Here is a 24381-nt window from a genome sequence, read left to right on the forward strand (position 1 = left end):
TGAAAAGACGTGAAGCAACCCACAATAATCACTCCTCTCTGTACCGTTTCAAATGTTTTCTCACCTGCCAAAAGCGGACAAATCCAAAGAAAAATAATACAATACCTGATATAATACATACCCACGCAAGACCACCCAAACGTGAGATACTTTGAATTTGAAGTATTCCAATTCCTGCGGTAAGGAGATAAAAAGAAGTACGGATATATGCAAACAAAGTCCTTTCATTGGCAAGCCTAGTCCTCTCGACTGCTAAATGATCACGAAGTATCAACTCCTTGTCATTCATAAATTTATCAGTTGTTTTTGACATAGTGTTATATTACTATACATGTTTTTCTATTATTAGAAACAACTAAATTATACAAAATGTTTTTCTAATTTAACTACATTCCAAAATCTCACTACTCTTCTTAAATAATGAAACTAAATTTCCTTATTTCTGCTTTAAACGAAAATCGGTCAATGCCAACTTATCATACAATATATAAGCTTCCATAATAAGTGTACATTTGGCCCCAATAATAGTATTTTTAACCGCTTCTTATATACCCTTCCTGTTCATAGCCACGTTTATAAGGATGAATCATTTCAATAATCGATTCTAAACGTTTGTCAGCAACAGTCATATTTTTATAGCGGTCATATTGAGATACACCAGCCAAATCAAAATCTCCAAAATGGATATAGTGTTAGGTATCATCTGTAACCATGAACGCAAATCATTCGATTGGGAATAACGGATTTTCCCCCACTTGATTTTATCTCATACCATTATTCCAATTTACCATCAACATCATAACGTTGTGCAAGGTAAATATGCAATCCTTGTGGATCTCTCAATCGATAACTTCTTCCATAGCCACTAAACTACCAATATATCTTCATCCAATAGCTCTTTTACTACATCAACCTGAAATTTACTGGAAGCAATTCTTTCTCCTTCCAACAGCTGCATCATTCTTCGGACAAACGCCAAAGAGATTTCTTCTTTCATTTATTCTTATTTTTGATTATATAATAATAGCAGAATGAACTGTGTGTTCGACCGCTTATCTTTACTCAATAAATTAGGTATAACGATAATCTTACACATTATAAATCGTGGGAGAACTGTTTACTAACAAAATATTGCGACAATTCGCAAAATCCAGAATTCCCTTCACATTATTAGCAGGTATCCGAAAAGGGTACCTTCAACACTCATTGTTTTAAATGATATCTTAAGCTATTATTAAACTCTCTATCAAAGCAACTTATCTTATTTCTCAGCCCACTCCAAAATAGTCGGACTTTTCACGTTCACCCCAAACAAATGTGCTTTTGCCAAAATATTACGTGCCAATTGAGCCTTATACTCTTCAGGAGCATACCTAAAATAGGCCTCAGCAGCACGTACATGAGCTGCATCAGGAATGGGAAACTCTCTGAGTTCCGGTATTCCAAACTCAGAAGTATCAAGTTCTTTACGTTCACTTGTTGTCAATCGGTCAGATGACATCTTTGATAATTCGTCCATAATCAATAGGTCTATATATTATTATGGAGTTATAACAAAAAAGAAACATTATGGTTAAATAAGTAGAGAAAATTAAAGAAAATAAATAATATTCAAAACACATGCTATTCTTCAGATGAAAACAATTACCATTGAACAGCCTCAGCATTCCGGTTTGTTACGTTCGGAGTATATGTAACAGATTAAAGTAACTGTGTAATAGTGATGGCATATTTAATGCGTTGATTAGGTTGCCAGGCATTTCCACTCAAAGTAACGTTTTTAGTTGTACCCAAAGTTACTAAGCCGAGTAACGTCGTATAGTCATAAGTAATACGAATCACTATGCCTGATACACTTTGGGGAATCAGCAAAAGTCGATTTGGAAACTCATATGCAGGATCTGAAGGAGCAAGTAAAGTTCCCGTCGCGTTATCATAAACATTAAAGATAGAGTTGCTGCCTTCTGTTTTGGTCCAGGTAGGCGTTGGTAAAGCCTTAAAACTTCCTCCATTACAAACATTCAGCACATCAATTTTCTTGATTCTACATGAAGCAAGACCTAATACGGCTTGTATCTTAATAGTAAAATACAACTGAGTGAGTGCATGTTTAAATGTCAGTGCAACAGAACCACTTGTTAAGTCATTAGCAGATTCGGCGTACATCAAATCGACAGGAGTTGTACCCTGCCGGAAGCTAGGAAACTGAATGCCATTGGTTGAATCATAACTCGGAGTTACCGCACCATAAGGACTGGTAGCTATAAATTTCAATGCTCCTTGAGGCGGCCAATAATAAGTCCCCCCCGTACTTTTCCAAGCACTGCCAGTAGTAACATAACTTATTTGCATATTATCCAAGTACTTTCCCGCATTTGCAAAATTATATGAACCTCCTGATGGTTTGTAATAGGCAGTGACATTAAAAGTCTCTGTAGTAGGATAAGTCGTACCACTAATGATGGCCCGCGTATTTTGTTCTATCAAGGGTGTAAAAATGATAGGAGTCTGCCGCTGTTCTTCCTCAAAATCAGACTTGGAACAACTTATTATTATAAGGGCTGCTGTTATAGCAGCCCCTAAAAACTTCTTTTTCATAATCGTCTAAGTTATCCATTCGATTACACATTATTTAAATCACCTGCCTAATGCCAAATACTCATTATTTTCATTTAGTTCGCTGTCACAGGTGTATTAGTATCAGCTGCCCAGTCAGTAACTGTAGGTGTATAAGTAATCTCGGTCAAACCGCTACGTGAAATGGTTATTGCATATTTTACACGTTGATTGGGAGCCCAAGTTCCGGTTAATGTCACATCTTTTACTTGATCCGCTTCTACCACTGCAGTACCTATCTTTAAATCGAACTTAAGATGAATTTTAACTCCAGCGGCGCTCTGTGGTATAACAGCCAATCGGTTTGTAAATTCATAAGGAGTACTTGTAGCAGCATTAACAGCAATACCCGTCACATCAGAATAAACAGAGAAAACTGGATCTGTAGTACCCGATGTTGTCCACGTAGGTGAACTCAACGTTTTAAAACTACCCGTATTGTATAAAGTAGTAAGAGACAACTCTTTTATCTGGAAAGTAAATCCTTTCTGCACCGTTGCTATAGTAAAATAAAGCTGTGTCAGTGCATGTTTGAAAGCCAATGCAACGGGTCCGCTTGTCAAGTCTACAGCCGACTCAGCATACATTAAATCTATTGGAGTTGAAAGATTCTGACTAAAACCTGTAAACTGTGATCCATTGGTTGCATCATAGGCATAAGTCGCCGAGCCGTAAGGGCTGTAGGCGGCAAACCTAAGACTACCTGTAGGAGGCCAATAATATGGATCTGATGAATTTTTCCAAGTACCGCTTACATTACTAATCTGTAAATTATCAAAATACTTTCCATTAGCGGTATAATCATACGAACCTGTAGTTGTCTTATAAAAAGCAGTGACACCGAAAATCTCCGTAGTAGGATATACAGTTCCATTGATTATAGCACGGTTAGACTTACCAACCGAAGTATCAAATGAGATTGGATTCTTACTTAACTCATCAAGAGAATCCGTTTCCGTGCAACTGATGGTTGCGAAGGCCGCAATAGCAGTCCAAAATAAAATCTTTTTCATAATTTCTGGAGTTTAGTTTTCTTTATATTAATTCATACATCAAGCAGGAACAGGAATTTCAATATCCTCCCAATCAACTACCCCAGGATTAAAATCACTCCCTTGTCCACCGCCCCCATTGTCTTTGATAACAATCTTTTGTTTAATGACAAACTCCCCACCACGCGTTAAACTCTTAATAGGAGTGGTAAGATCATCTAATTCCACAACTTTGGTTTCACCATTAGTTAAAGCTATTGATACATGATGTTTTACATCTTTCCGCTGATGAGGACCAAATGAGCGAAACTCTCCATATAAATACCCTTCATTCTTTTCTGGATTCACCTCTGTTTTCTTCAATACCACTTTCATGGTTCCTTCTTCACCTTCCCGATGGTGTCCATCATTCAAAAAAGCAGATGTGTACATCCCCGTTACGGTTGCCGTTGCCGACTGCAAATATTGTATCCCTTCCACTACAATCTTAAACCGATAGGTGAACACTCGCGGACAAAGAGTGACAGACAGCTTTTCGGAAGCCTCTTCTGGATTATAATTTTCAACGTACGAACTAAACAAGGGGTCTGGTTCATCCACGTAGATTATCCCATTTTCAATCTGTTGACGTACATAAGATTCCGCAGTTTCGGGATGCTCCATACCCCGGTAGTAATTGGCATCCAATTCAAAGAAATCCGATGTATAGATTAACAGAGAGTAAGAGTCGCAAGGCAAACTAATCTTACCGTTTTCACCTGGCAAAGTTTCTGAAAACGAAGACTTTCCGGACAAAGGATAAAAAACCAGACTTGCTGTACGCATGTTCAGGTCCTCAAATGCAGCCAGCGCATCGGGGAGTAAGTCAGCGATTACAACATCAACAGTTTCTTTCTTCTCACACTCATTACAAGGCTCATTATCTCGGATGCAACTTACAACACAAAGCTGGAAGATGACAGCCAATATTATTGTTATCCTGTTTCTCCATCCCATATTGCAACTGTATCTGTCGTGAGAACAAAAGGTCTCTAAAATAGTTTCATAATTTATCCATTTTCTTTTGAAACAACGATTATCAGGCATTTATCTTATTATAATAACGTATTAAAATATATATAGGCTAAGATTTCTCACTATTACCATGTTACTCAAACTTTTTTCAACAAAGATCCCCCATAATATTTCTCTTTCTTAATTTAAACTCCTACCTTTGTAAAAAATAGTATTTCACATAAAATGAAACAAGAAACTAACCAATCAGCTCCTTATAGCTTTGCCCGTTGTTTCAACGTCCAATGTTTACAAGCTTCCAAATGTCTGCGTTATTTAATTACAGAAAATGACACACCCAACACTCCCTTTATCACTGCCGTAAGTCCAGTCTGTTATCCGGAAAACACCAACAAATGCCCATACTTTCACACTGCCGAAAGAGTCCAAGTGGCTTGGGGAATCAAGCGATTACTGGAAAGACTGCCTTACGAAGATGCAGTCAGTATCCGTAAACACCTAATCTGGTACTTTGGCAAAACAAACTACTACCGGTTCTACCGGGAAGAACGTTACCTGTTGCCTAAAGATCAAAAGTACATCCAACAGGTATTCCATAACAAAGGAATTGCTGATAAGCCAACTTTTGATCGCTACACAGAAGAATATATTTGGTAAATTTCCATCACCCGTCACATGAGAGAAGATAACTAATTAAGAATAAGCCAATAAGCCGGTGACGAATAAGCGTGATGGCACTGTGACGGTAATTTTTCCGTCACAGTGCCATCATATTAGTCAATAAACTTAACTACATGATATACAACACCTTTTCGTGTATGTTTGGCAGGAATCTCTTGTTTCCTCAATATCCTTCCGAACACATTCACTCTCTTAACTGACATCGAAATTCCACTATTTCTCTGAATATGCTCCATTATTTCTGCCGGGGCCAGCCACTCTCCTTCTTCTTTTGGTTCTGCTGCACGAAAATAACGGAAAAAAAGTTGTTCTTCGGGAGGAACCTGCTCAAACTCGCGGTTATTTTCAATCATAATCTTCTCATCTGCCTGATCGAACCAATAGCGCTCTCCATGCTCCAACTCGTACATAGCCTGGGCATACAGTTGTTCATAATCAATCGGACGATTGGTATCAATCACTCCCGTCACTTCCACACAAATAAATCTGCGACTCCCCGAAGGATCGGTCAAGAGATCTTTCTGATTACTGGTAGCAATAAATGAAGCATAACGGCGCATTTCATGAACTGCGGTTGCATAAGGCTTACGCACATTCACCACTGGCTTTTGCAAAATATGCTTCAGAAAACCTTGTTGCGTAGTACTTACCTGATCAAACTCGTCAATATTAATCAATGCAAACCGGTTCAGGTAAAGTTCAGCGTCCTTCTTACGTGAAAAGTCGATACTATCCGTATAATAAGAACGTTCCGAAGGCGGCATGATACTACGGCAAAAGGTAGATTTACGTGTTCCCTGTGCACCCACCAGTAAAGGTGAAACACTATTAGCATATTTCTTATCCATTCCACGCCAATGCGCTACCATATTTAAAAACCACCGATGAAACAAGTCCGCCCAATATGGATTTGCACAAGGAACAGTATTAGCTAAAACGCGAATACGATCTACCCCATCCCACTTCGGAAGCCTATATAAAAAATCCTCCAACGGATTAAATACCGGTATACGATTGGAATAAATATAACGACTAATATCTCTGTCCCACAATGGAATACCCTCCATCTGTGCATCCAAAGCAATGCTATTCAAGGCACTTTTACTGACAGGATTAAAGCGGAAATGAAAAGAATGCCTCTCACGGTATTCCACCTCCCCGATTTGTGTGTTAAAGCGGAACTCATAACGGCGTTTCATAAATTCTTCGGTCTGCAATGCCAGCCTTTGTTCTTTACTCAAACTGACTTTCTTGCCGAAACCTCTGGATTCCGTATATATATTATTTATTATCTTCCGGATAAGCACTTCCTCCCTGCGTTTATAAAAATGAAAAACAGCACGTTTCACCACTTCTTCTTCCGGAATCCCCGAAGAGAAACAGTTTCTTGCCAGTTGAATAGTCAATGGTTGCCAATCGTCAGCATTCAGTTCACAGTCCGCTTCCTCCAGATCAGTATATGCTTTTCCCAATGCAGCTTCAAATAGCATCGAAAATGCATCTTCCGAATCAAAACCAGGTATGGCCCGAGCCAATGGAGATTTTTCGGATTGTACTGCTTCACGATAAGTAAGTTCGTCTGGCATCGCCATGGGTTGAGATAAATAGAATTGTACGGAGTTGGGACGAACCATTATATCCGGATCATAAGACAAACGTGAATACTGTTCCAAAGTAGGTTCTTTAGGCAAAATATCAAATGGCAACTGAGGTTGATAGCATTTCACAGCCAACCGATAGGCATGAGCATGGAATATTTCCGCTTCTTCCCGCGTCTTTGGCAGTGAATTGTCCGGACGGGTGAAGGTAGTCCATATCTTAACGGTTTTTCCACTCGATCCCATAAAAGCACAACGAGTCTGAGGTTGTTCACTTGCCTTTTGTTTCACTAATGCTACTTCGGCTTTGTTGGATAACGGTCCGACAGTCAGTTCTACAACACCGTTGTAAGCTTTCATTTGTCTCACGCCACCCACTTTCCTGAACTCAGCAGCAGGAATGATCTTAGGAAGTTTGTCAGCACAATCACAACGATCACCAGGTAATGCATATCTTAGATATTCTCGAAAAGTAGAAACAGGACGGGATTTTATTTCGGTTTGTACTTTATTTACCAGCGTTTCGAAGTCCACCGCGCTAAGTGTGGTAATGTCTCCGTTGTTACGAAGTTGAGTTATTTTCATTGATTTCAAAATAAATTAGTTGTTTTTGCAGCGTCTTTGGACGTTGAACCTGCTAAAGTAGCTATAACTTTTCAATTTGGCAAGATAATCATAGAAATAATGTAACAACTTATCCATCTTATATTAATAAGAAAAAAAACGACCTATTATTCAATTAGTTTCATAGTAGTAAACTATTGGTTTCATCGGATGAAACTAAAAGTTTCAAGCATTTGAAACTATTGGTTTTGCTATATGAAACTAAAGGTTTCACCTGCTTGAAACTATTGGTTTCAGCATATGGAACTAAAAGTTTCACCGTATATAAAACCCATTTCAACTGCATAATAAAATGATTTGAACTGTATATGAAGACATTACGTATATAGTAGAGAGAGTTTTTTTCTATTACCTTATAATAAACAGTAGATAATAGTTGTAAGTTCCAAAACCACTTTAGTTTATATCCATATAATTTCATTAACTGCAAATAAGCAAACCCTGCAAGTATGGGCATCTATGACTTAAACACACACTTAAGAACAAATTCATTTACCCAAAAACGTAGAAATTTATATAGAAAAACAAGAAAAAAGTTCATATTATTTGTTTAATAAAAATATAGTATTACCTTTGCAATTGAAAGTTAAAGTGAATTGAGATTTGGAAATGATGCGGCACCCCCCAATAGACTATGTATGCAGATAAAAAAAAATCTCATCTTTCTATTGCATCAATCCTATTATATATAAATCAATAGATGATTTATCATATAATAAATTTGATACCGCCTATAAACTATTATATAATTTAGTAGATTATTTCAATAGTGCATCTTATCCTCTTATCAATGATATCCTAATGGAACGTATTTGATACGTCCCGGAAAAGTTAGCTTATGATTATAATGACGACGCCAGAGTAATTGTATTTAATTTTGGTTTTGCACTAATGAGTTTAAATAAAGTTGTTTCGATTATAGTATCAATTAATTAGTAAAGTCGATCAACTTACTAGCAATTGAATTGGAAAGAATTCATATAATTAAAAGTATGAATGAATCAAATAAATTGAAGTCATTTTAAATAAGTAGATAATAGCAAAAAGTCTTCTTCAAGCAATTGTATTGGAGAATGTAATTACAAATAAGACTTAGAATACTTTCCCGTTTCTCTCCCCCAGAGAGGATGCCTTCCCCTCGGGCATCCTCTTTTTTTATAAATCACTGTGACGGCACCATTCTTCACCACACTGCCATCACAGTTTGCCATCACGTCATTATTCACTGATATACAACATATCACATTAAGTTCTGTGACGCGTGACGGATATTTTTCACTTTTCAACATACAAGAGAAGCTGTTTTTTATATCTGATGCCCTGATTATTCCCATATATTGTTATGTATATCAAGTTTTTTTATATCTTTGCCCTCCGATAAGCTGCATCCGGAAAATCAACAAAGTATCCCTATCATGAATGCATGCTTCGTATAAAAAGACAAAACTGAAATCATCTTACTATTACTAACAAGAATACTCAAACTAAAATGAAACGCATTGTTTTTTTGGATTATGTACGCGTATTTGCATGCTTTCTCGTCATGCTTGTCCACGCTAGTGAAAACTTTTACGGTGCTCCCGGCTCCACAGACATGGCAGGTCCGCAATCTTTTTTAGCCAGTGAGGCAGATCGGTTGTGGGTATCTTTGTATGACGGTTTTTCCCGCATGTCAGTACCATTGTTTATAATTGTTTCCGCCTTTCTTCTTGCTCCCATGAAGGAGGGACAGACTACATGGCAATTCTATGGTAAACGCTGCCTCCGTATTCTGCCACCGTTTTTCATATTCATGATATTATACAGTACCCTACCATTATTATGGGGACAAATAGATGGAGCAACATCAATACAGGATTTATCACGATTATTACTGAACTTCCCGTCACAAGCCGGACATTTTTGGTTCATGTATCCGTTGATCAGCATTTATCTGTTCATACCTATTATATCACCATGGCTAAAAAAAGCTACGGCAAAAGAAGAGCGTTTCTTCATAGGGTTATTCCTGTTATCAACATGTATGCCGTATCTCAACCGTTGGTGCGGTGAATTGTGGGGACAATGTTTTTGGAATGAATATCACATGTTGTGGTACTTCTCTGGTTACTTGGGATACCTTGTACTGGCACATTACATACATGTACACCTTACATGGAACCGTTCCAAACGTCTCACTATAGGAGCCATTTTAATGGTTGTCGGTGCTGCATGGACCATCTACTCATTCTATGTTCAGGCTATACCTGGAATAACTCATTCCACGCCTATAATAGAAATTGGATGGGCTTTCTGCACAATCAATTGTGTACTTCTCACTGCAGGAACATTCCTTATGTTCACATGTATAAACGCTTCGAAGTCTCCACGAATCATAACAGAATTATCAAAACTCAGCTATGGTATGTACCTTATGCACATATTCTGGCTCGGATTTTGGGTAACAGTATTCAAAGGCACACTGGCATTACCAACTGTTGCTGCCATTCCATGTATTGCAGTGAGTACATTCATTAGCTGTTACGTAACTGCAAAAATTATCTCATTCATACCAGGCAGCAAATGGATAATAGGATAATTATCTAAATTAACAAATATCATAGCTGTGTCAAGCAATCTGCGTTTTGCATTGCTTGACACAGTTTTTTTATATAGCCCCATTTGATGGAAAGTAGATACAATTCATTACTTTAGTCCGTTGTTTTTTCTTATCCGAATTCGTTTGTTCTTTGAGAAATCTCTATATTTGTGCCAATATAAATGATCATTCACCCTTTATACCTAAACCCAAATGCAAACTTCGGTATTTATCCTTATCCTATCAGTTATAATTCCATCTCTTCATGCACAAAATTTCAATCTTGAAACTCAACTTAAGCAAGCCATTGAAGGGAAAAAGGCGGAAACAGGAATTGCTGTTATTATTGACGGAAAAGACACTATAACGATTAACAACCAGGCACATTACCCGTTGATGAGTGTATTCAAGTTCCATCAAGCATTGGCATTGGCTGATTACATGAATAAAAAAGGGTTATCATTAGAGACTCAGATACCTATCACGAAATCAGATCTGAAACCGAATACCTATAGCCCATTACGTGATAAATATCCACAGGGAGGAATTGAGTATTGCCGACTTATTAAGATATACACTACAACAGAGTGATAACAATGCTTGTGATATTCTTTTCCACTATCAGGGAAAAGGGCCCAAAGCTGTTAATGATTATATTCACTCGTTGGGAATCCGAGATTGTGCCATCGTTGCTACAGAAAACGATATGCATCAGGATTTAGATCTGTGTTATCAAAATTGGAGTACTCCCCTTGCTGCTGCTGAGTTATTAGAGATATTCCGTAAGAAAGAATTGTTTGCCAATAAATATAAGGAATTTATTTATCAGACTTTAGTAGAATGCCAGACAGGACAAGATCGCCTGGTTTCACCTTTAGCGAATAAAGGGATAACGATAGGACATAAGACAGGAACAGGAGACCGTAATGCCAAAGGACAACAAATAGGCTGCAATGACATCGGATTTGTGACATTACCTAACGGACGATCTTACAGTATTGCGGTTTTCGTGAAAGATTCGGAGGAGAATAGTCAAACAAATAGTAAAATTATTGCAGAAGTTTCACGTATTGTTTATGAATACGTAAAGTAAAATAATAACCTAAAAAACAGAAGTTCAGAGATATGAAAACAGAAATGATAGTATCACCCACTCTCCATACAGAACGTTTGTTGCTACGCCCTTTCTTCGAAAGTGATGCAGAGCAGTTTTTTATCTCTTGCCAGAATCCCAATTTAGGAAACAATGCAGGATGGAAGCCGCATGAAACTTTTGAAGAGTCTTTTACTATTCTTCAAACTGTTTTCATCGGACAAGAAAATATTTGGGCAATCACGCTGAAAGACACACAACAATTGATCGGTTCCATCGGGATTGTCCCCGATCCGAAACGAGAAAATCCACAAACCCGCATGTTGGGTTATTGGATTGACGAATCGCACTGGGGACATGGATATGCAACTGAGGCCACGCAAGCAGTACTTCAATATGGCTTTGAAGAACTAAAACTCCAACTCATATCTGCCAATTGTTATCCACACAATGAACGTTCACAAAATGTTCTTAAAAAGAACGAGTTCATTTATGAAGGAATACTTCATAAAGCAGAACTGAGTCATGACGGACAGGTATATGACCATCTGTGTTACTATTTACTCGCTCGATGAGAGGGTATGCTTATAAATCTGTCCGCCTTTCATAATCAAAAGTATATTCTTTTCCGGATTTTCCAAAAGGGTGACGTCTTCCAAAGCGTTACCCTCTACCAGAATCAGATCAGCCAAAGCCCCTTCTTCAATTACTCCCAACTTACCCGGATAGGGATTTCGTGAACCGGAGAGCGCAAGTAACTCGGCATTATCATGAGTAACCATTTTTAATATTTCAAAGTTGCTGAACCACTTTTGTAATTTGCCAATTCCTTTATTCTCATTAACTGTATTAGCCGGATTAAACAATAAATCGGTTCCCCATGCCAGATTTACCTTGTATTTCTTTGCCAACTGATAAGTACTATCCGTACCATGAACCACCATCTCATGCTTAGCTTGTTGTTCTTTTGTCGGATATTGATTATCTTCCAAAGTAAATGGCTGCATACTTAACCACACGTTTTTTTCTGCAATCAGTGCCATCGTTGGTTCATCAATCAAATGACCATGTTCAATACTTTTCACTCCCGCATGAATGGCACGGGAAATTGCTCTCGGCACATATACATGAACCATCACGTAAGTACCGACATCTTCCGCAGCTTTTACCGCTGCATTAATCTCTTCTTCAAAATATTGAGTATCTTCCAAACGATCATAAAGTGAAGCAACTCCCCCACCCGTCATCAACTTTATCTGACTGGCTCCCAAACGAAGATTGTTACGGGCAGCCACAGTGACAGCATCTACCCCATCCGCAATGATCGCAGCTCCGATTTCTTCGGTATGTGTCAGTCCACAACAATCAAACGGACGAGGTTCTTCATAAACTGCCCGAAAGTCACCATGCCCACCGGTCTGTGAGATGATGGAGCCACTCGGATAAATCCTAGGTCCGGACAATATCCCTTCGTCAATCGCACGCTTCAATCCGAAAACCGGCCCGCCTGCATCTCGAATGGTAGTAAATCCCCGTAACAATGTCTTTCCGGCTTCATGCCCCGCTTTAAACTGAGTATAAGCATCATCCGCTGTCAGTAAATCCATCATAGTATTGCATGACATATACGAGTGCCAATGAGCGTCAATCAATCCCGGCATGAGAAACTTACCTTTTCCATCTATCACCATTGCCCCTTCAGCAGATATCGGTAACTCAGAGATCTTCTGAATATGTCCTTCTTCCACTAAAACATTCCCTTTGATAACCTTCTCATTGATTCCGTCGAAGATTAATACTCCATTAATTAATACAGACTGATTCATAACTACTTTAATTTGATTTCAGGCAATTAAAACCTATCTATCCGCATTTTGTTCGTACCTTTAAGGATGATTGACAGATTCTGACATCGAATATCTCCATAAAAAAACTATCTTTGCATGAATAAATAATAAAGACTTGATACAATCACATGATTTCCCAACCCACTCCGCAAGATTATAATGAGCTGACTCTGTTATGGGAAGCTTCAGTCCGTAGTACGCATCATTTCTTGACGGAAGAGAACATTCAGTATTATAAACCATTGGTACGGGAACAATATCTGCCGGCTGTAGATTTGTACATCATACGTCGTGAAGATAACCGAATCGTTGCTTTCATGGGATTAAGCGATGAATTAATTGAAATGCTGTTTGTTCATCCTGATGCACAAGGAAAAGGATATGGCAAACAATTGATTGACTTTGCCGTAAATAAAAAACAGAAAACTAAGGTCGATGTAAATGAACAGAATGAAAAAGCGTTGCAATTTTATTTGAAAAGAGGATTTGATGTAATAGGACGTGATGCAACGGACCCTTCCGGCAAACCTTTTCCCATTTTACACATGGAAATAACAGCCCCTTTCGTCAATCAGTTATCCAAACGTTTCCATATCGAGGATATTCACTCTCTCATATATCAAATAAAATACAACAGTTCACGTAAAGAAGAGCTTTACCAACTGATCTTTGACAAAGACAATTATACCTCCTATCAGGCTCTTTGGACATGTAGTCATTTTCCTCCTTCGGAAAGAAAATGGTTGGAAAACAAACAGGAAGAGCTTATCGATGAAGTTCTCCATTGTCCCCATTCCGGAAAAAGACGGATTCTTTTGCAATTATTGGAAAAACAGTCTTTTAAAGATATCACTAGAGTAGATTTTCTGGACTTCTGCCTGAACCACATGTTTTCTAAACAAGAACCACCAGGTATACAAAGTCTTTGTATCAAACTGGCTTACAAGCTTTGCCAACCGATTCCGGAATTATTGCAAGAATTTTGGATGATGATAGAAATGGCTAAAGAAGAACAAGGATCAGCAGCTGTGAAATCGGTGATACGGAATCTATCGAAAAAGAAAAAACAAAAAGAATAAATGGGATAAATGAAGAATATGAGGCAAAGGCATATTGACTAGTGGTTTGCTTAATAACATTATATCAGTTATGGACTACGCAAATGATGCGATTTTGAAATATCAGAATCGCATCATCTATTTAATCCGTAAGAGAAAAGTATGATCAATTAAAGGTAAAGACCTACTTATCAATTGAAATAATACAAGAATACAGCTATTCCCTCCAATGCTTTCTTAGGTTGGTCTTTTATTTCAATAGCAAACTTGATCTCTGCTTTTGCCACACCACGCAAGTTTGTCAATGAATGCAACGTAGTTACCAAACGCACGCTCTGACCTGACAACACAGCCTGACCAAATTTCATTTTGTCCATACCGTAATTGATCATCATTTTCAAATTATTCACCTGAATGATCTGGTTCCACAAATAAGGAAGCATAGACAAAGTTAAATAACCATGAGCGATGGTGCTTTTATAAGGACTTTCTACTTTAGCACGCTCTGTATCCACATGAATCCATTGATGATCCAGAGTTGCATCAGCAAAAAGATTAATACGTTCCTGAGAAAGTTCTACATAATCGGAAACACCGATTTGTTGTCCAACCAATTTTTCAAATTCTTCATACGAGTTGATAATTACTTGAGCCATAGTTTTTATTGTTTTATGCAGATTATACATCAATTATTGACTGCAAAAATAGGAAAAATAAATGATATGGCTCTCAATAAAGAACAAAAGCTATTTTTTACAAAGATGACTCGTTGGATTCGCGAACAGCTTGTTTCAGAGTATCTGATAATATACTGTATCCTCTTCCATTCAAATGTAAATCATCAATAGTCATTTCCGGATTCAATCGTCCATCCGACAATAACTGATCGAATACATCCAGATAAACAATGTCTGTTCCTGCCAGTTTAAGTTGTATTTTCTGATTAAGAATACGTATAAAACGATTCACTGCCGTACTATAATCATCATAATCATTACGAGGAAAAATACAGAACAGGAATGTTTTCAAGGAAGGAATAGCAAGTACAGCTTTCACATATCGTTCCACATAATCATCCATATTTTCCTCATTCAACTGATAAATATCATTTGTACCAAATTGAATAACGACCTGACAATCAGAAGTATCTTTATCAAATGATTCCACATAGAACAATCCTCCACCGGGAGCACCATAATTGAAACACTCCCACTGCGGAAAATAGACATTCAAAGCCCAGAATGCCATATGACTGTTGCCCACAAAAGCAAATTTTGGTTTATTCTCCATACAATTCTTCGATACCTTTTAAACTCTAAAACAAATATAGAACAAATTTCGCAGATTTAGTTTACTTTTGTATCCGTAAAGATAGCTATATACGAACTGATGAAACATTTTTTCAGCCAATCGATTTCTCACATTCCGTTACCGGAGAAATTCACATATCCTTTTCATTATACGCCTCATCCATTATGCGTATTAGCCACAGAAGAGGTAAAAGCATTTATTGAGACACAAGTGGAATGGCAAGAAGAATTATCGTTGGGTAAAATGTTCGGTGTTCTAATTGTGCAGGACAATGAAGAAGTGATAAGTTATCTGGCAGCTTTCTCCGGCAACCTGGCGGGAAAGAATCTACATCCTTTTTTTGTCCCTCCTGTCTACGATCTATTACAACCACAAGGTTTTTTCAAGATAGAAGAAGCACAGATCTCTACTATCAATTCACGAATAAAAGAATTGGAAACTGCCCCCACCTATCTGACTTTAAAACAAAGACTAAAAACAGAAATTGAACAAGCAACCGTTGCATTAACCAAAGCCAAAGCCGAACTAAAAGCAAACAAAGAAGCAAGGGAGCTTCGACGTCGATCCGTAGCTTCTCTTTCTGAAGAAGAACAAACAGCTCTTATCAAAGAAAGCCAGTTTCAGAAAGCCAATTTCAAGAGATTGGAACGGGAATGGAAAAAGTTATTAGAGGAACGAAAGGCAGAAGTTGTAGCATTCGAGACAGCCATAGAAGATTTAAAGATGGAAAGGAAAGAACGTTCCGCTACCTTACAACAGAAACTTTTCGAGCAGTTCCGAATGCTGAATGCGAAAGGGGAAGTAAAAGACCTATGTACTATTTTTAAAGAAACGGTACATAAGATTCCTCCCGGAGGAGCTGGTGAATGCGCATTACCTAAATTATTACAATATGCTTATCTACACCAATTGAAACCTTTAGCAATGGCTGAATTTTGGTGGGGAAACTCACCTAAAACGGAAGTACGGCATCATGGTTATTATTATCCTTCCTGTAAAGGCAAATGTGAGCCCATCTTGAAACATATGCTACAAGGATTGGAAATGGATGAAAATCCTCTTACCACTGACATATGTCCACACATGGATTTAGAAATTGTTTTTGAAGATGAATGGCTGCTGGTAGTCAATAAGCCCTCCGGAATGCTATCTGTACCAGGTAAAATTGAAACAGCAGACTCTGTTTATCAACGTGTGCGAGAGAAATATCCAAATGCAACCGGACCAATGATTGTCCATCGCCTGGATATGGCAACTTCCGGATTATTACTCATTGCTAAAACCAAAGAAGTGCATCAACATTTACAAGCACAATTTGAAAATCATACAATCAAGAAACGATATATTGCTCTACTCGATGAAAGCAAACTTGAAAAACCAATAAAGAAAAATGGAAGGATCGAACTTCCTCTTTGCCTGAATCCATTAGACCGCCCCCGGCAAATGGTCAGCGAAGAATATGGTAAAACTGCAATCACCGATTATCAGGTATTGGAAAGTTCCGGAGAATATATCCGTATCCTCTTTTATCCACAAACCGGACGCACACACCAGTTACGCATACATGCCGCCCATCCGCAAGGTCTGGGGTGTCCTATCGTAGGAGATGAACTTTACGGAATGAAAGCCAACAGACTTTACTTGCATGCCGAATATATTGAGTTCTGCCATCCTGTTTATGGCGAAACAATCTGCCTGCAAAAAGAGGCGGAATTCTAAAAACGTTCTTTGTAATGAACTAAATTCTTTTTGAAATGTATATAAAGACAATTATTAATTTTCAAAAAGAACCTAACTATGAACATCCAGTTTCGACTTACAAAGCATTTTGCCGTATCAGCCTTAGTGATACTACTATTAGGATCATGTTCCAAAAACAATATCTACATTGACGTTACCGTCCCGGATGGAAGTGAAAATAACGGAGGTAACGGCAGTGATAATAATAATGACAACGGAGATCCGACCAAAGATAAAACGTTGGTAACATTCAGTGCTTCTGTGGAAGGCAGAAACATGACACGAGCTATGTCTCCCATGGGTAAAGGTCTACAGAGCTGGTTGTCTGCATACAAATCCAATACCAGAGATACAATCAACGGTGCTCCTGTCGAAGAGGGAGATTATATTACTTCTTCTCCCGGAGTATTGTCAGGAATTCAAGGATATAAAATGTATTTGAGCAACAATATCTACAGTTTCTATGCTGTATCCTGTAACACTAAAAATCCTGCTCCTGTCTTTACAAAAGGAATATCCGAACCCTTATCCAACGGAGTGGATTACCTCTGGTGGAGTGCCTTACATCAGGATGTAACAAGCTCTCAAATAAATATCCCGATTTCTTTTCAACATGCAGCCACACAAGTGGTTATTACGATAGACGGAGGCGAAAATATTACGCTCAATAAAATAATCTCGGCCACTATCACTCCTACAAAACCCGGAGCTATTATGGATCTATCAACTGGAATTATTTCCTCCGAAACAGCTTATGCTCAAGCAGCAGCAATGGGAATCAATAACTTTACCATACAGTATATTATGCTTCCTCTGAAAAGTTCCGACCCTATGACTTTAACTTTGGAACTATTGGTGAACGGAGAAAACACCGTACGTACTTATATCGCTTCCGTCACCCCACCCGATAATAACCTGAAAGGAGGGAATTCTTATTTATTCAGAGCGATCATCAATGAAAATTCTGTTTCATTTGCTAATGTTAGCGTAAAAGAATGGACCGATGTGGACGAAAGTGGTAATCCCATTTATCCAATACAGAATTAAATCGAGGAAGCAAGAAGTTTGAAAGATCTTTATTACACGAAATTGACCCAAAGATTGACAATCTAATTTTACACCTTCTGCAAACAGTGAAATGTCCTCCTAAAGTAAAACGCAAAACTTTAGGAGGACATTTCATTGTCTATATAAAGGACAATTCGTCAAAGCTCTTTCTTTTAAGTCAATCCTTATATCGGTTATTAACTAGATTGAGCAGAATATTCCAGCTCTTTTTCTTTGGAAGAAGATATAGGTGTGAGACAACTTTTCTTTAACCTACGATAAACATAAACAAATGCAGGAATTAAAAATAAATCCGCTGCGATCCATGCGGTCGGATCACCAAAACAAACAGCTATAAAACCGAAAGCCGGCACTGCATAAATACTGACTAATATACGAGCAATCATTTCCGAAACACCGGAAAACATAGCAAGATTCGTATATCCTACTCCTTGAATGGTATAACGGAGAATACAAAGTAATCCGAGTGCAGGGAAGAAACAGCAAGCAATATGAAGGAAGAGTTCCGTATTTTTCAAAATTTCCGTCTCCGAAGGATCTACAAATATCAAAGCAAAATACTTAGATCCTACCATCAACAGTACAAAAGTCAAGGCTGTATAAATTAGCATCATCAGTATACTGGCCTTAATTCCTAACCAAACACGTTCCGGTTTACCGGCTCCGTAATTCTGTCCGCTGTAAGTTGCCATGGCAATACCCAAACTCTCAAATGTACAGATAAAGAACATTTTGATACGCATAGCTGATGTAAATGCCGCTACACAAGCCGTCCCCAACGCATTGTTAGCACTCTGAAGCATTATACTGCCAATTGCAGTAATGGAAAACTGCAATCCCATAGGTACACCTATATAAAGCAATGTCTTAGCCAATTTCGGTTGGAATCGCCGTTCTTTTGGAGAACTCTGTAATATTTCAAACTTCCTGCGCATATAAATATAGCATAGAACCGCCGAAAGTCCCTGCGAGAAGACAGTGGCAATGGCAGCCCCCGCCACTCCCCAATTAAGTACCAGAATGCAGAATAAATCGAGAACGATATTTAATACGGTGGATAAGAGCAGAAACCAGAAAGGCGTTTTACTATCCCCTAATGCACGAATAATACTCGAAAGAAGATTATAGAAGAAAGTTGCCGGAATGCCGATAAAGGTTACAAGCAGATAATCGTAAGCTCCGTCAAAAATAATTTCCGGTGTACGCATTATACGAAGTATATCGGCACAATAGATACTGGTAATAACAGCAATGACCAAAGACATCCCGACAGCCAGTTTCAGACTGACGGCAACATAACTGCGCATTGTACTGTAATCTCGTGCACCAAACTTCTGTGATACGGGAATCCCAAATCCGCCGCAACAACCATTACAAAAGCCCAGAATAAGAAAGACAACCGATGTACTTGCTCCAACAGAAGCTAATGAGTTTATTCCCAGAAACTTTCCAACTATTGCAGCATCCACAAGTGAATATGTTTGTTGCAATAGATTGCCGAGTAATAACGGCAGTGTAAACTTTAAAATTAGAGGTAATGCCGGCCCTGCCGTCATTTCTTTAGAAGTTGCCATACGTCTATGTTCTAAAATCAGGCGCAAAGATACGGAGAATCCAACGAATAAAATTTAGTTTTCTTCGCCTCTTTCATTGACTTAAATCAAAAAAAGAACGGAGCATAGATCTATTAGCTCTTTACCAATCTTTTAGGAGAACCATGCCAGGAGCAACCTAAACAATAGACCTCTGTCAAATCGAAACCTTCCATAGAAGTCCCTTGCTGTTTCGTAACAACCTCTCCATTCTCCATTACATAAACCAGTAATCTTTCTCCCAAATCATTCTTCACATACATAGCAGCAATCTTACACTGCGGACACAATAGCTTTTTCATGCTGCAAAGATACAATAGTTTTCTGTCAGTTTATTATCTTTGCCCCATATTCAGTTATGGAGAAAAGAAAGAAATCGCGCATTGAACAAGAAAAAAGGACGGTTGAGATAATGATACGCCTCTACTGTCGGAAAAAGGAGAAGAATGTCACGCTTTGCCCGGAGTGTGAAGAATTGCTCCGATATGCACACGCCCGTCTTGATCGTTGTCCTTTTGGAGAAACTAAAAGTTCATGTAAACAGTGTACTGTCCATTGCTACAAACCTATTATGCGTGAACGAATGCGACAAGTAATGCGTTTCTCCGGTCCGAGAATGCTTATATATGCTCCTTTGGAAGCCATCCGCCATTTATTAAGATAAAATCAACGGTTCTTCCAGGATCCCGAATAAAAGAGTAATCATCAACTTAATATTTATCAACATGAAACGAGCAATTATCATAGGAGCCACTTCAGGTATCGGACAAGAAGTAGCAAAAATACTTTTATTGGAAGGTTGGAAACTGGGAGTAGCTGGCAGACGTCAATCTGCACTCGAAATCTTTCAGCAGATAGCACCAGATCAGATAGAAATCGAAGAATTAGACATTACCCAAGAAGAAGCAACTGATAAATTGCAAATACTTATCAATAAGTTAGGAGGTATAGACTTATTCCTGCTTAGTTCCGGCATAGGTTATCAAAATATAAATTTAGATAGCAAGATAGAGTTGGACACAGCACGCACCAATGTGGAAGGATTTATCCGGATGGTAGACAGTGCTTTTACTTATTTCAAAGAAAAAGGTGGCGGTCATCTGGCTGTTATCAGTTCTATAGCAGGAACAAAAGGACTGGGAGTGGCTCCCGCCTATTCTGCAACCAAACGTTTTCAAAACACCTATATCGATGCACTCGAACAATTGGCTCACCTGCAAAAATTAAATATTCATTTCACTGATATCCGTCCGGGATTCGTTGCGACAGCTTTATTGAACGACGGAAAACATTATCCAATGCTGATGAAGGCGGATAAAGTAGGATATAGTATTGTTAAGGCTATTAAAAGAAAACAACGGGTAGCGATTATAGACACACGTTATCGGATTCTCGTATTCTTCTGGCAAATGATTCCCCGATGGATATGGAAACGAATGCCGATAAGAACGAATTGATAATTAACAAGGTTAGATAGTTCCTTTTCTAATAAAACTACCTATATTTGTTCCCGAACAATATAAAAAGAAATAAAATGGAACAGAAAATTTGCCAAAGTTGTGGTATGCCAATAGATGACTCTACTTTTGGAAAAGAAGCAGATGGTAGCAATAATGATGAGTATTGCCATTATTGCTATGCAGACGGACATTTTACTATGGATTGCACAATGGACGAAATGATTGAACACAATCTAAAATTCCTCAATGAGTTTAATAAGGATTCAGAAGTAAAATTTACCTTGGATGAGGCACGCGCAAGTATGAAGGAATTCTTTCCGCTACTCAAAAGGTGGCAATCATAAAATCCTGTAAGATTTGTTCCATTTTTCTAGAGTGATACCGGATTAGAAGGACAGATATTAATACTCATCATTACTGTTTTACTTTTCTTAAAATGATCTCAACTCTGAATGACTATGAGATTTGCTTGTCATTACCGAATTGGAGTATTTCATTAAAGTGATAAGAACTCCGGATGACGTTCCAACCATTTCACTGCATAAGAGCAGGTTGCTTTAGGTTTCAATCCAGTTTGCAAAGCAAATTCATAGGTAGCTTTTACCAATGCGGCAGCAATTCCACGCCCTTCAATGGGTGGAGGGACAATTGTATGAATAATATCAAGGCTATCGCCTAACAAACGATATTCAACAAAAGCAGTACGACCGTCTACTTCCGTTTTAAACAATTTCTGTTCCGGTTGATGAATAATTTTGTAATCCATGTTACTATAGTTTTAGAGTTGTTCAATCCACTTCAAACGTGTTGTATCATAACCGCGACGTTCAGCAGCGGTAACCAGTTTCTTCTTCACTTCTTCCGGAAGTTGTGGAGTACGGCTCAATATCCAAAGATATTTATCAGTACTACTTCCAATAAGAGCATAATTATAATTCTCCTCATCCAATTCCAGAATATAATAATCGGAATAAACTCCGGGAAAAAACGAAACCTTCAATTTCCCAGGTTGAGCCAGATCGGGGATAATAGCACGTCCGGTAGCTGTTTTGCAAACATTATACGGAGCTTTCTTTTTACATCCGCGGTTTTCCACTCGAATCGTTCCGTTAGGACGTAATGTATAAGTAGCCGTTACATCAATAAGTCCCCGCTCGAAACGATTATCAAAACGGGCTATTTCATACCAATGTCCCATATAGTGGGAAAGATCCAAATTATTGACAGTATGATGATCTGTTCCTTCCAATAATTTTTCCACTGTCGGCACTGAGAAAGTGAAACCGGCATCAAGTAAGCGTGTAGGATGAACATATTGTCCTGTGGTCAAAAATGAAGCGGCCGCACCATAAAGCAAACGAAAAACTGTACGGGGAACTGTAACTGTCATCCAGGAATGATATGCTTTCGCCATTGCATTCGTAAAAGCCAATTGGGTAATTTGTTGGGGAGCAACTAAATTAAAAGTTCCCTGCAATGATTCGTTATTAATGATGAAAGCTATTGCACGACACAAATCACGAATACTGATCCATGAGAAAGGTTGCGTACCGGGACCTATCACAGTAGCTACTTTCATCATCTTCAGAGATTTCAGCATTTGCTGCATAGCTCCTCCGTCAGGAGAAAGTACAATACCGAAGCGAGTAATCACCGTTCTCGTTGATGCCGGACATCGACGGGCTTCTTTCTCCCAAGCATAACATAAATCTGACAAAAATCCTTCTCCCCGAACTTTACTATATTCATCGAACACAGTTGTATCAGCACCCGGTTCTTCTCCTTCCTTTGAAGGATAATATCCTGTAGCAGAAGCGGAAATAAACAGTTTCGGCTTCGTTTTGATGGTCCCCAAAAGGCGAATAATATGATGAGTTGTATTAATACGACTATCATACAATTCTTTCTTATATTCGGGAGTCCAACGTCGGTTGATAGGAGCACCAGCCAAATTGATAACAACATCACAGTGGGTCAATGTCTGAATCAGACGACCGGACATATCCTCACGAAACATCGATCTCCCGAGCGGAATTATCCGATGCCCCTCCGTTTCAGTCAGAAACTTGGAAAGATGTTTGCCTATATATCCGGTGGCTCCGGTAATTGCTATATTCATATTGATCCATTGTTTTTTTAACTATACTAGAAAACGTATAAAAAGCAAGAAAAGTTCTTTGAAAAAAGTAAAATGAGGTTATCTTTGCAAGAGAACATTTTCGAAATATAAAAAAGAAAAATATGATCGAAGCACCCGAAGCACGTCATCTGTGCGAACAACTAGACAATACTGTTAAAGGAAAACGGATCACCAATGTGTTCGCCCAATTTACGCCTCATAAATTTGCCTGGTTCTCCGGAAGTCCCGAAGAATATGCAGAATGGCTGACAGGAAAGGTCATTAGCCATGCCCGGTCGCAAGGAGGAATGGTGGAAATATCCATAGAGGACCGAATGCTTGTCTTTACGGATGGAGTAAATTTGCGTTATTATGCTCCGGGGGCAAAGTTGCCTGCCAAACATCAACTCCTGATAGGATTTGAGGATGAAAGTTGTCTCATAGCTTCCGTACGTATGTATGGCGGTTTGATGTGTTTCCTGAAAGGAAAATGTAATGTTCCTCTTTTTGAATATTACCTGACAGCCTGCAACAAGCCACAAGTAATGTCAGAAGCATTTAACAAAGAATATTTCCTTAACCTCATCTGCCAAGATAGCGCACAGAAAAAATCCGCCAAGGCTTTTTTAGCAACGGAACAGACTATTCCGGGACTCGGAAATGGAGTATTACAGGATATTTTATATCATGCACGCATTCACCCAAAGAAAAAAATCGGTGAACTGACCGACAAACAGAAGGAAAATTTGTTTTATCAAGTGAAGGAGACAATGAACGACATCTATCAGCAAGGTGGGCGTAGTACAGAAACAGACTTGTTCGGAGAAAATGGCAAGTATGTAGCATGTTTATCCAAAGATACGGCTGGCAAAATGTGTCCCCGCTGTGGAGAAACGATTATAAAAGAAAATTATCTCGGAGGCAGCATCTATTATTGCCGGGGATGTCAGACACTCTCTGATTAATAAATTTAGAATTAAACTTTTAACA

Annotated in this window: 24 protein-coding genes and 5 pseudogenes; 12 read left to right on the plus strand and 17 right to left on the minus strand. The window is 38.4% G+C overall.

Annotated elements, in window-relative coordinates; genetic code table 11:
• Positions 1 to 28: 28 nt before the first annotated feature.
• The 8 genes and pseudogenes from EJF25_RS10985 to EJF25_RS11010 form a co-directional block, all read right to left on the minus strand.
• Positions 29 to 313, minus strand: a complete 285-nt coding sequence (locus EJF25_RS10985; protein ID WP_125041167.1) for a DUF202 domain-containing protein — start codon at positions 311 to 313, stop codon at positions 29 to 31.
• 220 nt (positions 314 to 533) lie between these two features.
• Positions 534 to 742 (minus strand): annotated as a pseudogene (locus tag EJF25_RS26580) (hypothetical protein); the annotation flags it as partial.
• Between the two features lie 123 nt (positions 743 to 865).
• A complete protein-coding gene (locus EJF25_RS26140; RefSeq protein WP_262707204.1) occupies positions 866 to 997 on the minus strand; it encodes a hypothetical protein in 132 nt (43 codons plus the stop codon).
• A gap of 6 nt (positions 998 to 1003) precedes the next feature.
• A pseudogene (locus EJF25_RS26585) lies at positions 1004 to 1184 on the minus strand (hypothetical protein); the annotation flags it as partial.
• 77 nt (positions 1185 to 1261) lie between these two features.
• Positions 1262 to 1519, minus strand: coding sequence for a hypothetical protein (locus EJF25_RS10995; protein WP_125041168.1), 258 nt, complete (start codon positions 1517 to 1519; stop codon positions 1262 to 1264).
• A gap of 182 nt (positions 1520 to 1701) precedes the next feature.
• On the minus strand, positions 1702 to 2598 hold the full coding sequence (locus EJF25_RS11000; RefSeq protein WP_125041169.1) for a fimbrillin family protein: 897 nt from the start codon (positions 2596 to 2598) through the stop codon (positions 1702 to 1704).
• Between the two features lie 74 nt (positions 2599 to 2672).
• Positions 2673 to 3629, minus strand: coding sequence for a fimbrillin family protein (locus EJF25_RS11005; protein WP_125041170.1), 957 nt, complete (start codon positions 3627 to 3629; stop codon positions 2673 to 2675).
• A 39-nt stretch (positions 3630 to 3668) separates the two neighbouring features.
• Complete coding sequence (locus EJF25_RS11010; RefSeq protein ID WP_160119405.1) at positions 3669 to 4604, minus strand: DUF5119 domain-containing protein; 936 nt, start codon at positions 4602 to 4604, stop codon at positions 3669 to 3671.
• Positions 4605 to 4847: 243 nt separating this feature from the next.
• Between EJF25_RS11010 and EJF25_RS11015 the strand changes: the two genes are divergently transcribed.
• Positions 4848 to 5279, plus strand: coding sequence for a DUF6078 family protein (locus EJF25_RS11015; RefSeq protein WP_125041172.1), 432 nt, complete (start codon positions 4848 to 4850; stop codon positions 5277 to 5279).
• 116 nt (positions 5280 to 5395) lie between these two features.
• Here EJF25_RS11015 and EJF25_RS11020 read toward each other — a convergent pair whose 3' ends face one another.
• The gene (locus EJF25_RS11020; protein ID WP_125041173.1) at positions 5396 to 7486 is read right to left on the minus strand and encodes a virulence-associated E family protein; all 2091 of its coding nucleotides are present in this window, start codon (positions 7484 to 7486) and stop codon (positions 5396 to 5398) included.
• Between the two features lie 1118 nt (positions 7487 to 8604).
• Positions 8605 to 8859: a hypothetical protein gene (locus EJF25_RS11025; RefSeq protein WP_125041174.1), complete on the minus strand. Its 255-nt coding sequence runs from the start codon at positions 8857 to 8859 to the stop codon at positions 8605 to 8607.
• 155 nt (positions 8860 to 9014) lie between these two features.
• On the opposite strand from EJF25_RS11025, the gene EJF25_RS11030 reads away from it, so the two are divergent.
• The 3 genes and pseudogenes from EJF25_RS11030 to EJF25_RS11040 all read left to right on the plus strand — a co-directional run.
• Positions 9015 to 10103, plus strand: coding sequence for an acyltransferase (locus EJF25_RS11030; protein ID WP_125041175.1), 1089 nt, complete (start codon positions 9015 to 9017; stop codon positions 10101 to 10103).
• 213 nt (positions 10104 to 10316) lie between these two features.
• Positions 10317 to 11196, plus strand: a pseudogene (gene bla / locus EJF25_RS11035) (class A beta-lactamase, subclass A2).
• Positions 11197 to 11243: 47 nt separating this feature from the next.
• Positions 11244 to 11759 (plus strand): annotated as a pseudogene (locus tag EJF25_RS11040) (GNAT family N-acetyltransferase); the annotation flags it as partial.
• Here EJF25_RS11040 and EJF25_RS11045 read toward each other — a convergent pair.
• On the minus strand, positions 11757 to 13022 hold the full coding sequence (locus EJF25_RS11045) for a metal-dependent hydrolase family protein (protein WP_125041176.1): 1266 nt from the start codon (positions 13020 to 13022) through the stop codon (positions 11757 to 11759). The pseudogene EJF25_RS11040 and the gene EJF25_RS11045 overlap by 3 nt on opposite strands.
• A gap of 149 nt (positions 13023 to 13171) precedes the next feature.
• Here EJF25_RS11045 and EJF25_RS26145 point away from each other — a divergent pair.
• Together EJF25_RS26145 and EJF25_RS25645 are read left to right on the plus strand one after the other, a co-directional pair.
• A pseudogene (locus tag EJF25_RS26145) lies at positions 13172 to 13537 on the plus strand (GNAT family N-acetyltransferase); the annotation flags it as partial.
• A 51-nt stretch (positions 13538 to 13588) separates the two neighbouring features.
• Positions 13589 to 14122, plus strand: coding sequence for a HEAT-like fold family protein (locus tag EJF25_RS25645; protein ID WP_235016788.1), 534 nt, complete (start codon positions 13589 to 13591; stop codon positions 14120 to 14122).
• Positions 14123 to 14292: 170 nt separating this feature from the next.
• Here EJF25_RS25645 and EJF25_RS11055 read toward each other — a convergent pair whose 3' ends face one another.
• Positions 14293 to 14757 (minus strand): MaoC family dehydratase, encoded by a 465-nt coding sequence (locus tag EJF25_RS11055; RefSeq protein WP_125041178.1) that lies wholly within the window; start codon positions 14755 to 14757, stop codon positions 14293 to 14295.
• A 97-nt stretch (positions 14758 to 14854) separates the two neighbouring features.
• Positions 14855 to 15391 (minus strand): SGNH/GDSL hydrolase family protein, encoded by a 537-nt coding sequence (locus tag EJF25_RS11060; RefSeq protein WP_125041179.1) that lies wholly within the window; start codon positions 15389 to 15391, stop codon positions 14855 to 14857.
• Between the two features lie 99 nt (positions 15392 to 15490).
• On the opposite strand from EJF25_RS11060, the gene EJF25_RS11065 reads away from it, so the two are divergent.
• Together EJF25_RS11065 and EJF25_RS11070 are read left to right on the plus strand one after the other, a co-directional pair.
• A complete protein-coding gene (locus tag EJF25_RS11065; protein ID WP_125041180.1) occupies positions 15491 to 17131 on the plus strand; it encodes an RluA family pseudouridine synthase in 1641 nt (546 codons plus the stop codon).
• A 78-nt stretch (positions 17132 to 17209) separates the two neighbouring features.
• On the plus strand, positions 17210 to 18199 hold the full coding sequence (locus tag EJF25_RS11070; RefSeq protein ID WP_125041181.1) for a fimbrillin family protein: 990 nt from the start codon (positions 17210 to 17212) through the stop codon (positions 18197 to 18199).
• Positions 18200 to 18396: 197 nt separating this feature from the next.
• Here the strand turns inward: EJF25_RS11070 and EJF25_RS11075 are convergent, their stop codons facing one another.
• Positions 18397 to 19794 carry an MATE family efflux transporter gene (locus tag EJF25_RS11075; protein WP_125041182.1) on the minus strand — a complete coding sequence of 466 codons (1398 nt, stop codon included), beginning with the start codon at positions 19792 to 19794 and terminating at the stop codon, positions 18397 to 18399.
• Between the two features lie 113 nt (positions 19795 to 19907).
• The gene (locus EJF25_RS11080) at positions 19908 to 20114 is read right to left on the minus strand and encodes a hypothetical protein (protein WP_125041183.1); all 207 of its coding nucleotides are present in this window, start codon (positions 20112 to 20114) and stop codon (positions 19908 to 19910) included.
• Between the two features lie 56 nt (positions 20115 to 20170).
• Here EJF25_RS11080 and EJF25_RS11085 point away from each other — a divergent pair, with 56 nt between their 5' ends.
• The 3 genes from EJF25_RS11085 to EJF25_RS11095 all read left to right on the plus strand — a co-directional run bounded on the left by EJF25_RS11085 (position 20171) and on the right by EJF25_RS11095 (position 21616).
• Entirely contained in the window at positions 20171 to 20476 is a 306-nt protein-coding gene (locus EJF25_RS11085) for a nitrous oxide-stimulated promoter family protein (protein WP_125041184.1), read from the plus strand.
• A gap of 61 nt (positions 20477 to 20537) precedes the next feature.
• Positions 20538 to 21269, plus strand: coding sequence for an SDR family NAD(P)-dependent oxidoreductase (locus EJF25_RS11090; protein ID WP_125041185.1), 732 nt, complete (start codon positions 20538 to 20540; stop codon positions 21267 to 21269).
• A 77-nt stretch (positions 21270 to 21346) separates the two neighbouring features.
• Positions 21347 to 21616: a zinc ribbon domain-containing protein gene (locus tag EJF25_RS11095; RefSeq protein WP_125041186.1), complete on the plus strand. Its 270-nt coding sequence runs from the start codon at positions 21347 to 21349 to the stop codon at positions 21614 to 21616.
• 152 nt (positions 21617 to 21768) lie between these two features.
• Here the strand turns inward: EJF25_RS11095 and EJF25_RS11100 are convergent, their stop codons facing one another.
• Both EJF25_RS11100 and EJF25_RS11105 read right to left on the minus strand, forming a co-directional pair.
• Positions 21769 to 22038, minus strand: a complete 270-nt coding sequence (locus EJF25_RS11100) for a GNAT family N-acetyltransferase (protein ID WP_125041187.1) — start codon at positions 22036 to 22038, stop codon at positions 21769 to 21771.
• 12 nt (positions 22039 to 22050) lie between these two features.
• A complete protein-coding gene (locus tag EJF25_RS11105; RefSeq protein ID WP_125041188.1) occupies positions 22051 to 23391 on the minus strand; it encodes a TIGR01777 family oxidoreductase in 1341 nt (446 codons plus the stop codon).
• 122 nt (positions 23392 to 23513) lie between these two features.
• On the opposite strand from EJF25_RS11105, the gene EJF25_RS11110 reads away from it, so the two are divergent.
• The gene (locus EJF25_RS11110) at positions 23514 to 24356 is read left to right on the plus strand and encodes a DNA-formamidopyrimidine glycosylase family protein (protein WP_125041189.1); all 843 of its coding nucleotides are present in this window, start codon (positions 23514 to 23516) and stop codon (positions 24354 to 24356) included.
• The last annotated feature ends 25 nt before the right edge of the window (positions 24357 to 24381 follow it).

The sequence above is a fragment of the Bacteroides faecalis genome (assembly GCF_003865075.1).
GTDB lineage: Bacteria > Bacteroidota > Bacteroidia > Bacteroidales > Bacteroidaceae > Bacteroides > Bacteroides faecalis.